The organism is Kitasatospora sp. NPDC004669, from assembly GCF_040609455.1.
In the GTDB taxonomy this organism is placed as follows: Bacteria; Actinomycetota; Actinomycetes; order Streptomycetales; family Streptomycetaceae; genus Kitasatospora.
Window position 1 is genome coordinate 183,629 of sequence record NZ_JBEXKB010000010.1, and the last position, 12,829, is coordinate 196,457.

Here is a 12,829-nt window from a genome sequence, read left to right on the forward strand (position 1 = left end):
CCTGACGCCAACGGTGGCGGCCCGCCGGGCGGGCCGCCACCGGATGCTCGAACCGGTCAGCCGACCGAGCTGTTGTAGCTCTCGATCGCGGGCTGGAGCTCCTTGACCGCGTCCGCCAGGGCCTGCTGGGCGGTCTTGCCACCGGCGACGGTCTGCTCGATGGCGGTCTCCACGCCCTTGCGGGCCTGCGGCATCACACCGAGCAGGCAGCCCGCCGTGGCCGGGGTGGGCTTGGTGGCCTTCAGCTGGTCGATGGCGGTCTGGAACTGCGGGTACTTGGCCACCCACTCCTTGTCCCTGGGGTCGTCCAGGGACTTCTTGTTGACCGGGAAGTACCCGGTGCCGGTGTGCCAGGCAGCCTGCTGCTCGGGGGAAGTGAGGAACTTCTCGAACTCCCAGGCGGCACGCTTCTCGGCGTCCGAGTGGCCGGGGCCACTGATCCACAGCGAGGCGCCGCCGATCACCGGGCCGCCCTGGTCGGCGGCGGTGACCTTGGGAAAGGCGGCGGTGCCGACGCCGAACTTGGCGGCCTCGGTGTAGCCGCGCAGCACGCCGGTGGACTCCAGGTGCATCGCGACCGTACCGGCCTTGAAGGCGGCCTGGGCGTCGTCGGTGACCCGGCCGGTGTTGGCCGCGTAGCCGCCCTTGACCAGGTCGGCCCACCACTGGACGATCTGCGCGCCCTGGGCGGAGTCGAAGACGACCTTGCCCGCCTTGTTACTGCGGCCGTTCTCGTTGTCGCAGTACATCGTGCCGGACTCGGCGAGCAGCTCCTCGACGAACCAGCCGTAGATCGCGGCGCCGAAGCCGTAGCGGACGGTCTTGCCGTCGGCGTCCTTCTTGGTCAGCTTCTTGGCCATGTCGGCCAGCTCGCCCAGGTCCTTCGGCGGCTGCGCCGGGTCGAGACCGGCCTCCTTGAACGCATCGGTGTTCAGATAGAGCAGCGGCATCGAAGAATTGAACGGCATCGAGACCAGCTTGCCGCCGGCCGAGTAGTAGTTGCGGATATTGGGGTCGAGGTCGTCCAGCGAGAAGCCGTCCTTGTCCGCGAAGGCCTGGGCCGGGACGGTCTGCTTGGAGTCGATCATGAACCGGGTGCCGATGTCGTAGACCTGCACCAGGGCGGGGGTGCCCTTCTGTTGCACCGCGGCCTTGTACTTGGCGACCAGCTCGTCGTACTTGCCCTGGAACTGCGCCTTGACCTCGATCTTGCCCTGGTGGGCGGCGTTGAACTGGCTGACCAGCCCGTTCAGCACGTCGGCGTTCTTGCCGGTCATGGAGTGCCAGAACTCGATGCTGGTGACGCCCGAGGCCTGGTCGAGCGCCTGGGCGCCGGGCGCGGCGGCGTCGGAGGAACCGCCCGAGCCGGAGCCGGAGTCGGAGGAGCTGCAGGCCGTCAGGGAGAGACCGGCCACCAGCAGGGCCGCGAGCGCGCGCGCACTCTTCTTCACGAGGGTTCTCTTTCTTTGCGGAGGTTCTTCTTGCGGAGGTTCTTCGCGGAAGTTCTTTGCGGAAGCGGGACGGACGATCCGGCACGGGACCGGTCAGCGGACGGCGCCCGCGGTCAGGCCGCGGACGATGAAACGCTGGCCGAAGACCACCAGGGCGAGGGTGGGCAGCAGGGAGAGCACGACGCCGGCCAGGATCAGCCCGGGGTCGGCCATCTCGGAGTCGCGCAGCGAGGTGAGGCCGATCTGCAGGGTCTGCATGTTCGCCGTGCGGGTGATGATGAGCGGCCAGAAGTACTGGTTCCAGGCGGACAGGAAGACGTAGATCGACAGCGCGGCCAGGGCCGGCTTGTTGAGCGGGACGACGATCCGCCACAGGAAGCGCCAGTGCCCGGCGCCGTCGATCCGGGCGGCGTCGCGCAGTTCGCCGGGCAGCTGCCGGAAGGACTGGCGCAGCATGAAGGTGCCGAAGCCCGAGGCGAGGAAGGGCAGCACCAGACCGAAGTAGGTGTTGCCGAGACCCCAGTCCGACAGGGTCAGGTAGTTGGGGATGATGATGGCCTCCCACGGGACCATCAGCGTGGCGAGGAACACCCCGAACACCACGGCCCGCGCCTTCAGCGGCAGGAAGACGAAGGCGTACGCGGCCAGGATCGAGGTGAACAGCTGGGCGAGGGTGATGGCGGTCGCCGTGATCGCCGAGTTGGCGTACTGGCGGGCCAGCGGGATGGTGTCCACGGCGCCGGCGAAGTTCCGCCCGGTGACCGAGTGGGGCACCAACGCCGGCGGGTAGGAGGAGAGTTCGGACGGGTCCATGAAGGCGCCGGCGATCGCGTAGTAGACCGGGAAGGCCACGGTGACCACGGCGACGGCGAGCAGCAGGTAGACGGCGGCGCGGCCGAGCAGGTCGCGCGGGGAGCGCCCGGCGAGCACCCGGGTGCGCGGGCGGGCCGCCTCGGTCTCACTGACGACGGTGGTCATGCGTAGTGCACCTTCCGCTCCAGGACGCCGAACTGGACGGCCGTACAGGCGAGGACGACCACGAGCAGCACCACGGCCTGGGCGCTCGCCATGCCGAAGTCGCTGGAGTTGTAGGCGAAGGCCTTCTCGTAGACGGAGTAGACGAGGGTCCGGGTGGCGCCGTCCGGCCCGCCCTTGGTGAGGATGTGGATCTGGCCGAAACTCTGCAGTGCGTGGACGGTGGAGACCACGGTCAGGAAGAAGAGGTTCGGGCCGAGCATCGGGACGGTGATCGAGCGGGCCAGCCGCAGGCCGGAGGCGCCGTCGATGCGGGCCGCCTCCACGATCTCCCCCGGGATCGAGCCGATGCCTGCGGAGAGCACCAGCACGTTGTAGCCGAGGTTCATCCAGATCGTGGTGACGGCCACCGAGACCAGGGCGTACCGGGAGTCGGTGAGCCAGCCGACCGGGCCGAGGCCGACGTGCGAGAGCAGGCCGTTGAGCACCCCGCTGGCGGGGTTGAAGAACACCGCGAAGACCACCGAGGCGCTGGCCACCGAGAAGGCGAAGGGCAGCGCGAAGGCGGAGCGGAGCAGCCGTACACCGCGGATCCGGTTCTCCAGCAGCAGCACCAGCACCAACGCGCCGAACACCCCGGGCACCACGGTGAGCAGGGTGAACAGCGCCGTGGTGCCCAGCGTCCGGCCGAAGTCGGCCGAGCCGAGCAGGTCGGTGTAGTGCTTCGTCCCGACGTAGCGGGAGGGCGCGCCGAAGAGGTCGTTGGCGTGCCCGCTCAGGTAGACGGTCCGGCCCAGCGGGTAGCCGATGAAGAGGATGAACACCACCAGGGAGGGCAGCAGGAAGGCCCAGGCGAGCCCGTGTTCACCCCAGCGCCCTCCCCGATGTGGTCGTGGGCGGCGTCCCGGCAGGGGCGCGGTGCGCGGTGCGGTCGGCATCGGTTGCGCGTCCGCCTTTCGTGTGTCGGTTCCGGCCGAAACCGTGTCTTGCCCGAACGACGGCGCGGAAACCCCATGGTGATCGGCGAGTGTCCCCGGGCTTACGCGTTCGCGTCAGATCCGGCCGATCGTGCGCTGACGGGGTTCGGCGCCCGGAGCGCTGTCAGTCAGTGGCAGAGCCACGACCACCGGGAACCCGGCTACGAGTATCAGTGTCAGCGGGGTGTCGTACGGTGCGCGGGTGAACGACACGGATTTCGACATGCGAACCGCGATGGCCGAAACCCTGCGCGGCCGCGCGGGCGCCTGGGCACTGGTCAGGGGCTTCGCCGCGCACTGGGGCGAGCCGCTGGCGGCGGCCGACGGCTTCACCGACGCCGAGCTCGACGCGGCCGAGCAGCGACTCGGGGTGCGGCTGCCGGCGGCGCTGCGCGAGGCCTACCGGCTGTTCGGCCGCCGGGCCGACCTCACCAGCAGTCAGGACGTGCTGCTGACGCCGGAGGAGCTGTACGTACTGGACGGCGCGCTGGTGTACCGGGCGGAGAACCAGGGCTGCGCGCACTGGGGCGTCCTGCTGGGCGACGTGGAGCAGGAGGACCCGCCGACGGTGATCCGGCCGGACCTGGCCGACAAGTCGCAGGAGCACTGGGAGCCCTGCGAGGAGCGCTTCTCGACGGCGGCCGCGGTGATGGCGATGACGGAGAAGCTGCTGGAGGACCACGAGCTGACCGACTTCACCGAGTCGGACGATGAACTTCCTGACGATTTCCGGGAGTTGCCCGCACTCGGCCAGGGCTGCCGCTGGCACGAGGGGCCGGACGTGCTGATCGGGGTGGTCGAGGAGACCTGGATGATGGCCCGGGCACGAACCCCGGAGGCGCTGGAAGCGCTCTACGAGGCCGTGCCCGGAGACTGGCTGAACAGCTGAGCCCGGCCGATCAGGCGGTGGCGCCGCCGTCCAGCACGAGGTCGGCGCCGACGGTGTAGCCGGCCTCCGGCGAGGCGAGGTGGAGCACGGCGGCGGCGATCTCCTCCACCGCGCCGGCCCGGCCGGCCGGGACCTCGGCCTTCATCCGCTCGGCCTTGGCCTCAGCGTTCTCCCCGGGCCGGGTGGACATCGGGGTCTCCACCGGGCCGGGGCTCACCAGGTTGATCCGCACGCCGTCGGCGATGTGGTCGCGGGCGGCGGCGCGGGTCAGCGCCGTGACGGCGGCCTTGCTGGCGGCGTAGGCACCGACGCCCGCGATCCGACGGTGGGCGCCGACGTTGGAGGAGACGTTGACGATCGCGCCGCCGCCGTGGGCCCGCATGTGGCCGATCTGGTGCTTCATCGCGAGCAGGGTGCCGGTCACATTGATGTCGAACACCCGCCGGAAGTCGGCCTCGTCGATCTCGCCGACCGGACCGAGGGCGCCGAGCACCCCGGCGTTGTTGACGGCGACGTCCAGCCCGCCGAACTGCTCGACGGTCTCGCGGACCAGCCGGGCCGCGTCCTGGGCATCCGTCACATCGCCGGTGAGGGCGATCGCCTTGCCGCCGGCCCGCTCGATCAAGTCGACGGTCTCGGCCAGCGGTCCGGCGCTGCGCCCGGCGACCGCGACCCGGGCACCCTCCTGGGCGAAGGCCAGCGCGATGCCCCGCCCGATACCGCTGCCGCCGCCGGTGATCAGGACGGACTTGTCGGCGAAACGCGTGGTCATGACGTGAACTCCTTGATTCGGGTGGGGCGTTCCGGCGTGGTGATGGTGGTTCGGGGCAGGACGGCCACCGCAAGGCCGGATCGACCCGCTGTCTCGACACGCATACCCCCCTATGAATATATGAGACCGTTCGGTCCAGAATCGCGTCGGCAAAAGACACCGGACCGAAAGGGCCGAGTGTCAGTCCAGCAGCGTCAGCGCCTGCTCGGCGGCGTCCCGCGCACGAGTCCCGCCGTCGGTGGCCTTGCCCACCACCCGGATCCCCTGCAGCAGCACCACCAGCATCCGGGCCAGCGCCCGCGGCTCCCGGTCGGCGGGCAGTTCGCCCTGCGCCCGGGCCCGCAGCAGGGCTGCGGTCAGCGCGGTCTCCAGGTGGTCGAGGCTGGCCTCGACCCTGCGGGCGGCCGCCGGGTCGTGCGGGGCGAGTTCCACCGCGGCGTTGGTCACGAAGCAGCCGCGCTTGCGGTCCTCCTCCCCCGCCTCCGCGTACTGGCGCACCAGTGCGCGTACCGCCGGCAGCACCGGACCGGGCTGGGAGAGGTCGTTCAGCTGGCCCGAGTCCCGCTGCTCGCTGTAGCGCTCCAGCGCGCGCAGGTACAGCTCGCGCTTGCTGCCGAAGGTCGCGTAAATGCTGGCCCGGGCGATGCCCAGCCCCTCGACCAGGTCGGCCATCGAGGTGGCCTCGTAGCCGCGCCGCCAGAACAGCTCCAGGGCCGCCTGCAGCACCACGTCCGGGTCGAATTCCTTCGTTCGCGCCACGGAAGGAACGCTAGTCCTTTCTGAACCGATCGGTCAAGAAAGATGGGGAAGTGGTCCAGACTGATATCTGACGGAGCATTGCCAACTGGACTAGACCATGGCTAGCCTTACCGCCCCGCCCCTCCGTCCCCCGCAGGAGGCGTTCCGACATGCCCGCACACTTCCCGCCGCTCCCCCGCCAGGCGGCCGAGGCCGCCCGTCCACTCGTGCTGACGGCCTTTCGGATCGTCGTAGGCCTGCTCTTCGCCTGCCACGGCGCCGCCTCGCTCTTCGGCGTCCTCGGCGGCGCCAAGGGCGGCGGCACCGTACCGCTCGGCCAGTGGCCCGGCTGGTGGGCCGCACTGATCCAACTCCTCGGCGGAGCCCTGGTGTCGCTCGGTATCGGCACCAGATCGGCCGCCCTGCTCTGCTCCGGCTCGATGGCTTACGCCTACTTCACGGTCCATCAGGAACACGCGCTGCTGCCGCTGCAGAACGGGGGCGAGCCCTCGGTGATGTTCTGCTGGGCCTTCCTGAGCATCGCGGCGCTCGGCTCCGGCCCGTACGCCCTGGACCGGCTGCTCACCACCCGCCGGCCGGCGGCACGGACGGCCGAACCGGCCGCCCAGCCGACCTCCACCGGCTGACCGGCGCGGGCTCAGCCCTCGCCGAGGTGCCGCTCGACCGAGGCGACCTTGGCGGTGAGGCCGTCGGTGACCCCGGCCCGGTCGTCGATCTTGATCACCGTACTCACCCGGTTGCTGTAGGCCTTCACCGCCTCGATCGCCTCCTTGATCACCGGCATCACCTCGTCCCACTCCCCCTCGACGCTGGTGAACATGGCGTCCGTACGGTTCGGCAGCCCGCTCGCCCGAACCACCCGGACAGCGGCGGCCACCGCCTCCCCCACGTCCTCGCCGATCCCCAGCGGGGTCACCGAAAAAGCTGCGATCACGGCTCTGCGCTCCTCAACACCCGACGGCACTGGTCGCGGCCCGGGCTGGTCCGGGCCGCGACCAGGCTAAACGCCCTCGTCCGCAAAGACGTGAACGGGGGCCTGAGCAGCCCTCAGGCGACCGTCGGCAGCGGCGGTTCGACGGCCAGCGGTGCGCTGGCGCGGGCCCGGTGCTGGGCGGCCCAGGAGGTGAGGGCCAGGGTGCAGGCGTGGTCCAGGTGCCGCAGCCCGGACCAGTCCAGCTCCACCGGGCGGTCGCCCGGCAGCCGTTCCAGGGTGTCCAGCAGCCGGGGCAGCCGCAGGAAGGTGGCGTTGCCGCTGAGCCGTACCCGGTGCAGCGGCCGGCCGCCCGGCAGCACCACCTCCTCCACGGCGATCTGCAGGTGGGAGGTCTGCCAGGCGGACTTGACCACCGCCAGCCCGACGCCGATCAGCACCCCCTCGAACAGGTCGGTGGCGATGATCGCCGCCGCCGTCACCCCGAGCACCAGCGCCTCGCCCCGGTGGCCGCGGCAGAGCGCGGCGATCCGGCGCAGCGGCACCAGCTTGGCGCCGGCGTGCACCAGGACGGCGGCCAGAGCGGTGAGCGGGACCAGCCCGAGCGCGCCGGGCAGCAGCGCGGTGAACAGCAGCAGCCAGAGCCCGTGCAGGACGCGCGAGGTCTTGGTGCGGGCGCCGGCCTGGACGTTGGCCGCGCTGCGCACGATCACCGCGGTCATCGGCAGGGCGCCGAGCAGCCCGCAGACGGTGTTGCCGAGGCCCTGGGCGGTGAGTTCGCGGTCGTAGTCGGTGCGCGGGCCGTGATGCATCCGGTCGACGGCGGCGGCGCTGAACAGGGTCTCGGCGGAGGCGATCAGGGTGAAGGCGACGACCGTGCCGAGCCCGGCGGTGCCGGCCAGCGCACCCAGCGAGTCTCGTTCGGGCAGGTGGACGACGTCGAGCAGGCCCGAGACCCGGACCCGGGCCACCGACAGGTCGGCGGCGGCGGTGACGGCGGCGGCCAGGCCGACGGCGGCCAGCGGTGCGGGGACGGCACGAACCAGGCGGCCCGGCAGGTGCTTCCAGGCGACGAGCACCAGCAGGGTGCCCAGGCCCAGGGCGACCGCGCTCGGGTTGGCCGCGGCGGTGACGGCGTCGGTCAGCAGGGCGGGCACTCCGGCGATCTTCTCCGGCCCGGTGGCGGGGGCGCGGCGGTCGGCGAGCGCGTAGAGCTGGCCGAACAGCAGGGTCAGCCCGATGCCGGCCAGCATGCCGTGGACCACGGAGGCGGACATCGCACGGAACCAGCGGCCGATCCGCAGGGCGCCCATGGCCAGCTGGAGCAGGCCGGTGCCGAGCACCAGGAGGCCGAGCGCGCCGACGCCGAAGTCCTGGACGGCGTCGGCGACCAGCACGGTCAGCCCGGCGGCGGGCCCGCTGACCTGCAGGCTGCTGCCGGGCAGGGCGCCGACGACCAGGCCGCCGACGATCCCGGTGACCAGTCCCAGTTCGGCCGGGACGCCGGAGGCGACCGCCACCCCGACGCAGAGCGGGAGGGCGACGAGGAACACCACCAGTGAGGCGGGCAGGTCGTGCTGCCAGGGCACGGCGCGCAGCGCGGCGAGCGGGGGCCGGCGGCGGCCCGGCGGGGCTTTCTTACGGGGGCGGCCCGGCGGACGACCGGGCCGGTGCGGCGGTCGGTTCACCCGGTCACCGCCGGGGGTCGGGCAGGGGTGCAGCGCATAGGGACGTTCCTTCCGCGTGCCCGCCGCTGCGGGCACGCCGTTCGCAGGGCGCAGAGAGGAGTCGTTCGCAGGACGCAGAGGGGAGCCGTTTGCAGGACGCAGCGGGGAGAAGAGCCCAGGAGGACCGCACGGTGGGGGGCGACAGCGGTACGGCCGCGTGTCCGGGCGGGCCGGAGGGCGGCGGCGGATGTCGGGTCGGTGCGGCCGGGGGGCGCGTCCCCCGCTCGGGTGCGGCGGGACCGGGCGCGCTGGTCCTGGACGGGACCGCCGGCGGACTTCCCCGGTCACCGGCGCTCCCAAACCCCCCTGCCGCGGCCTCAGTTGGACGTCACGGGCCCGGCGTGCCACCGACGGTACCCAGGTCTGCGGGGCGGGCCGACCTCGGGCACCATCCCTTCACCCTCACTGCACACCGGGGGCGCTTGCCGGGCCGGAGCGTCCGCTTCCCCGGGCACACCAGCACGAACGAGGCTCAGGTGTACGAACCTTCACCGTCCACCCGGCCACCCCAGCTTCCACATTCTGTTGAAACCCCCCTTGACGCCCCGACGGGCCCAACCCTACCGTGCTTCCACATACAGAAACCGCTCTTCCGTATGGTGGAATTCAGGAGATGAGCCCTCCGAGCCACTGCGGGCCGACGCAGGAGAGACCCGATGCCTCGTATGACAGCCGCCCGCGCGGCCGTGGAGATCCTCAAGCTCGAAGGCGTTGAGGTCGCCTTCGGCGTGCCGGGCGCCGCGATCAACCCCTTCTACGCCGCGCTCAAGGCCTCCGGCGGGATCCGGCACACCCTCGCCCGGCACGTCGAGGGCGCCTCCCACATGGCCGAGGGCTACACCCGCGCCAAGGCCGGCAACATCGGCGTGTGCATCGGCACTTCGGGCCCGGCCGGCACCGACATGATCACCGGCCTGTACTCGGCGATCGCCGACTCCATCCCGATCCTGTGCATCACCGGCCAGGCGCCCGTCGCCCGGCTGCACAAAGAGGACTTCCAGGCCGTCGACATCGCCTCGATCGCCAAGCCCGTCACCAAGGCCGCCACCACCGTCCTGGAGGCCGCGCAGGTCCCCGGCGTGTTCCAGCAGGCCTTCCACCTGATGCGCTCCGGCCGTCCGGGCCCGGTCCTGATCGACCTGCCGATCGACGTCCAGCTGTCCGAGATCGACTTCGACCCCGAGGCCTACCAGCCGTTGCCGGTCTACAAGCCGACCGCCAACCGGATCCAGATCGAGAAGGCCGTCGCGCTGCTCCAGGAGTCCGAGCGCCCGCTGATCGTGGCCGGCGGCGGCGTCATCAACGCCGACGCCTCCGAGCTGCTGCTGGAGTTCGCCGAACTGACCGGCGTCCCGGTCATCCCGACCCTGATGGGCTGGGGCACCGTCCCGGACGACCACGGGCTCAACGCCGGCATGGTCGGTCTGCAGACCTCGCACCGCTACGGCAACGAGAACTTCCTCGCCTCCGACTTCGTCCTCGGCATCGGCAACCGCTGGGCCAACCGCCACACCGGCGGCCTGGACGTCTACACCGCGGGCCGCACGTTCGTCCACGTCGACGTCGAGCCCACCCAGATCGGCAAGATCTTCGCCCCTGATCTCGGCATCGCCTCCGACGCCAAGGCCGCCCTGGAGCTGTTCGTCCAGGTCGCCAAGGAGCTCAAGGCCGCCGGTCGGCTCAAGGACCGCAGCGCCTGGGCCGCCTCCACCCAGGAGCGCAAGGCGCAGCTGCAGCGCCGTACCCACTTCGACAACGTGCCGCTCAAGCCGCAGCGCGTCTACGAGGAGATGAACAAGGCCTTCGGCCCGGAGACCCGCTACGTCACCACCATCGGCCTGTCCCAGATCGCCGGCGCCCAGATGCTGCACGTCTACAAGCCGCGCCACTGGATCAACTGCGGCCAGGCCGGCCCGCTCGGCTGGACCATCCCGGCCGCGCTCGGCGTCGCCACCGCCGACCCCGAGGGCCGGATCGTCGCGCTCTCCGGCGACTACGACTTCCAGTTCATGATCGAGGAGCTGGCGGTGGGCGCCCAGCACCGGATCCCCTACGTCCACGTGCTGGTGAACAACTCCTACCTGGGCCTGATCCGCCAGGCCCAGCGCAACTTCGACATCGACTTCCAGGTCAAGCTGGAGTTCGAGAACATCAACGCCCCCGAGCTGGGCGTGTACGGCGTGGACCACGTCAAGGTCGCCGAGGGCCTGGGCTGCAGGGCGATCCGGGTCACCGAGCCCGAGGGCCTGCTGCCCGCCTTCGAGGAGGCCAAGAAGCTGGCCGCCGAGTTCCGCGTCCCGGTCGTGGTCGAGGCCATCCTGGAGCGGGTCACCAACATCTCGATGAGCGGCAACGACATCGACAAGGTCAACGAGTTCGAGGAGCTCGCCACCCTCCCCGAGCACGCGCCGACCGCCATCCGGCCGCTCGCACTCTGACCCCGTCAGCGAGTGGGGCGTACGAGCCGCTCCGTACGCCCCCTCGCAGCCGGAACACCGGCGGCGCCGGCACGGTTGAGCCGTCCGGGGCCGCTACCGTGTGCCCGGGCGAAAACCCGCTGCCGACCTGCTGAAAGGACCACCACCGTGAGCCTGTACGAGATCCCGCTGCGCACCCTGACCGACGAGGCCGCTTCCCTTGCCGACTACAAGGGCAAGGCGCTGCTGATCGTCAACGTCGCGTCCAAGTGCGGCCTGACCCCGCAGTACACCGGCCTGGAGAACCTCCAGAAGCGCTACGCCGGGCGCGGGTTCACCGTGCTGGGCTTCCCGTGCAACCAGTTCGCCGGGCAGGAGCCGGGCAGCGCCGAGGAGATCCAGGGCTTCTGCTCCACCACCTACGGGGTGACCTTCCCGCTGTTCGAGAAGATCGACGTCAACGGCGACGACCGGCACCCGCTCTACCAGCAGCTGACCCAGGTGGCCGACGCCGAGGGCCAGGCCGGGGACGTCAGCTGGAACTTCGAGAAGTTCCTCATCTCGCCGGACGGCACTGTCGTCGCGCGCCTGCGCCCGCGCGTCGAGCCGGAGTCGGACGAGCTGATCGCCGCGATCGAGGCCGTGCTGCCGGCCTGAGCACGCGCACGACGAAGGCCCGGGTCTCGCAGCCCCGGGCCTTCGCGCTCGAGCACGCTTGGAAAGCGTGTTGGGGGCAACCCCTCACGAGTTCGAATCTCGTATCCTCCGCCTCGCCCGCCAGGGCAAACGAAGGACCCGACCGCACTGCGGCCGGGTCCTTCGTCGTTCCGTGGTTGCAGTTTTGGTTGCAGTTGCCAGGATCCTGAAGTTCCCCCCTGATCCTGGACAGCGGGTGCTTACGCTGCGGGGGTGAAGTCGTGCTGCAGCCTGGCTCGGGTCTCGAGTGGGGTGAGGTACCCGAACTCGGGGTGTTTGCGGAGCCTGGTGCGGTTGTATTCGACCTCGATGAAGCGGAAGACGTCGGCGCGGGCCGCTTCGCGGCTCTCCCAGATGGTGGTGCCGATCTCCGCCTTGAGCAGTCCGAAGAAGCTCTCGGCTGCGGCGTTATCGTAACATATGCCGGTTCTTCCCATGCTCTGCCTCAGGTTCAACTTCCTTATCTCCCTGCGGAATTCACTGCTGGTGTATTCGCTTCCGCGATCGGTGTGCATGATGCAGCCGGGTTGCAGAGCGCCGCGGCCGGCGGCCATGCGCAGGGCGTCGGTGACCAGTTCGGCGCGGTGGTGGTCGGCCATCGCGTATCCGATCACCTCGCGGGTCGCCAGATCGATGACCGTGGCCAGGTACCACCAGCCCTCGATCGTCGCCAGGTAGGTGATGTCGCCGACCGGCTTCGTGCCGGGCCGGGCGGCGGTGAAGTCGCGGCCGACCAGGTCCGGGGCCGGAGCCGCCTTGGTGTCCTGCTTCGTCAGGTAGCGGCGCTTGCGGCGGGTGATGCCGCGGATGTCGCGCTCGCGCATGATCCGCTCGACCCTCTTGCGGTTGATCGCATGGCCGCCTCGCCGCAGCTCGGCATGCACGCGCGGGGCACCGTAGGCGCCCCGGGAGGTGGAATGGATCTCCCGGATCCGCCCCGCCAACTCGTCCTCGGCGCACTGCCGTTCGGCGACCACGGGCCGTGACGCGAGCCACGCGTAGTAGGTGGAGCGGCCCACGCCCATCACGCGGCACAGCCGCGCGACGCTGTAGCCATCGGGGTTCGCCTCGGTGGCCTTCTCCGCATCGATGAACAGGCACAGAGCGCCTACTTCACGATCTCCTTCGCGAAGAAGGCCGCGGTGCAGTCAACCCGTCAGCGCAACAGGGGCTCCAGCCTATCGGCTGGCGTGTCGAAGTCGAGGGTCTTCCGGGGGCGTGTGTTCAGCTTCAAT

The 12,829-nt window shown here is 70.8% G+C and carries 12 protein-coding genes and 1 tRNA gene; 5 read left to right on the forward strand and 8 right to left on the reverse strand.

Annotated features, from left to right (window positions below; translation table 11 throughout):
* Nucleotides 1–56: 56 nt before the first annotated feature.
* From ABZW30_RS11565 to ABZW30_RS11575, 3 genes are all read right to left on the reverse strand, one after another.
* The gene (locus ABZW30_RS11565; protein ID WP_355670865.1) at nt 57–1,451 is read right to left on the reverse strand and encodes an ABC transporter substrate-binding protein; all 1,395 of its coding nucleotides are present in this window, start codon (nt 1,449–1,451) and stop codon (nt 57–59) included.
* A gap of 93 nt (nt 1,452–1,544) precedes the next feature.
* A complete protein-coding gene (locus ABZW30_RS11570; protein ID WP_355670866.1) occupies nt 1,545–2,429 on the reverse strand; it encodes a carbohydrate ABC transporter permease in 885 nt (294 codons plus the stop codon).
* On the reverse strand, nt 2,426–3,364 hold the full coding sequence (locus tag ABZW30_RS11575) for a sugar ABC transporter permease (RefSeq protein ID WP_355670867.1): 939 nt from the start codon (nt 3,362–3,364) through the stop codon (nt 2,426–2,428). The genes ABZW30_RS11570 and ABZW30_RS11575 overlap by 4 nt, the downstream gene beginning before the upstream one ends.
* 241 nt (nt 3,365–3,605) lie before the next feature.
* Here ABZW30_RS11575 and ABZW30_RS11580 point away from each other — a divergent pair, with 241 nt between their 5' ends.
* On the forward strand, nt 3,606–4,292 hold the full coding sequence (locus ABZW30_RS11580; RefSeq protein ID WP_355670868.1) for an SMI1/KNR4 family protein: 687 nt from the start codon (nt 3,606–3,608) through the stop codon (nt 4,290–4,292).
* A gap of 10 nt (nt 4,293–4,302) precedes the next feature.
* On the opposite strand, the gene ABZW30_RS11585 is transcribed toward ABZW30_RS11580, so the two are convergent.
* Both ABZW30_RS11585 and ABZW30_RS11590 read right to left on the reverse strand, forming a co-directional pair.
* Nucleotides 4,303–5,064 (reverse strand): SDR family oxidoreductase, encoded by a 762-nt coding sequence (locus tag ABZW30_RS11585; protein ID WP_355670869.1) that lies wholly within the window; start codon nt 5,062–5,064, stop codon nt 4,303–4,305.
* A gap of 180 nt (nt 5,065–5,244) precedes the next feature.
* Nucleotides 5,245–5,823: a TetR family transcriptional regulator gene (locus ABZW30_RS11590; RefSeq protein WP_355670870.1), complete on the reverse strand. Its 579-nt coding sequence runs from the start codon at nt 5,821–5,823 to the stop codon at nt 5,245–5,247.
* A 149-nt stretch (nt 5,824–5,972) separates the two neighbouring features.
* Here ABZW30_RS11590 and ABZW30_RS11595 point away from each other — a divergent pair, with 149 nt between their 5' ends.
* On the forward strand, nt 5,973–6,449 hold the full coding sequence (locus ABZW30_RS11595; protein ID WP_355670871.1) for a DoxX family protein: 477 nt from the start codon (nt 5,973–5,975) through the stop codon (nt 6,447–6,449).
* A gap of 11 nt (nt 6,450–6,460) precedes the next feature.
* Here ABZW30_RS11595 and ABZW30_RS11600 read toward each other — a convergent pair whose 3' ends face one another.
* Together ABZW30_RS11600 and ABZW30_RS11605 are read right to left on the reverse strand one after the other, a co-directional pair.
* The gene (locus tag ABZW30_RS11600; protein WP_355670872.1) at nt 6,461–6,757 is read right to left on the reverse strand and encodes an MTH1187 family thiamine-binding protein; all 297 of its coding nucleotides are present in this window, start codon (nt 6,755–6,757) and stop codon (nt 6,461–6,463) included.
* Between the two features lie 113 nt (nt 6,758–6,870).
* Entirely contained in the window at nt 6,871–8,343 is a 1,473-nt protein-coding gene (locus ABZW30_RS11605; RefSeq protein WP_355670873.1) for a SulP family inorganic anion transporter, read from the reverse strand.
* 794 nt (nt 8,344–9,137) lie between these two features.
* Between ABZW30_RS11605 and gcl the strand changes: the two genes are divergently transcribed.
* The 3 genes from gcl (at nt 9,138) to ABZW30_RS11620 (ending at nt 11,666) form a co-directional block, all read left to right on the forward strand.
* Nucleotides 9,138–10,919: a glyoxylate carboligase gene (gene gcl, locus ABZW30_RS11610; RefSeq protein WP_355670874.1), complete on the forward strand. Its 1,782-nt coding sequence runs from the start codon at nt 9,138–9,140 to the stop codon at nt 10,917–10,919.
* Between the two features lie 147 nt (nt 10,920–11,066).
* The gene (locus ABZW30_RS11615; protein WP_355670875.1) at nt 11,067–11,555 is read left to right on the forward strand and encodes a glutathione peroxidase; all 489 of its coding nucleotides are present in this window, start codon (nt 11,067–11,069) and stop codon (nt 11,553–11,555) included.
* 21 nt (nt 11,556–11,576) lie between these two features.
* Nucleotides 11,577–11,666 (forward strand) — tRNA-Ser (locus ABZW30_RS11620).
* A gap of 128 nt (nt 11,667–11,794) precedes the next feature.
* Here the strand turns inward: ABZW30_RS11620 and ABZW30_RS11625 are convergent.
* Nucleotides 11,795–12,742 carry an IS3 family transposase gene (locus ABZW30_RS11625; protein ID WP_355670880.1) on the reverse strand — a complete coding sequence of 316 codons (948 nt, stop codon included), beginning with the start codon at nt 12,740–12,742 and terminating at the stop codon, nt 11,795–11,797.
* Nucleotides 12,743–12,829 lie beyond the last annotated feature (87 nt).

Bases quoted from the DNA above. Each gene is read 5' to 3' on its own strand.
- ABZW30_RS11575 (WP_355670867.1), bottom strand. From the start codon at position 3,364: ATGCCGACCGCACCGCGCACCGCGCCCCTGCCGGGACGCCGCCCACGA.
- ABZW30_RS11595 (WP_355670871.1), top strand. From the start codon at position 5,973: ATGCCCGCACACTTCCCGCCGCTCCCCCGCCAGGCGGCCGAGGCCGCC.
- ABZW30_RS11570 (WP_355670866.1), bottom strand. From the start codon at position 2,429: ATGACCACCGTCGTCAGTGAGACCGAGGCGGCCCGCCCGCGCACCCGG.
- ABZW30_RS11585 (WP_355670869.1), bottom strand. From the start codon at position 5,064: ATGACCACGCGTTTCGCCGACAAGTCCGTCCTGATCACCGGCGGCGGC.
- gcl (WP_355670874.1), top strand. From the start codon at position 9,138: ATGCCTCGTATGACAGCCGCCCGCGCGGCCGTGGAGATCCTCAAGCTC.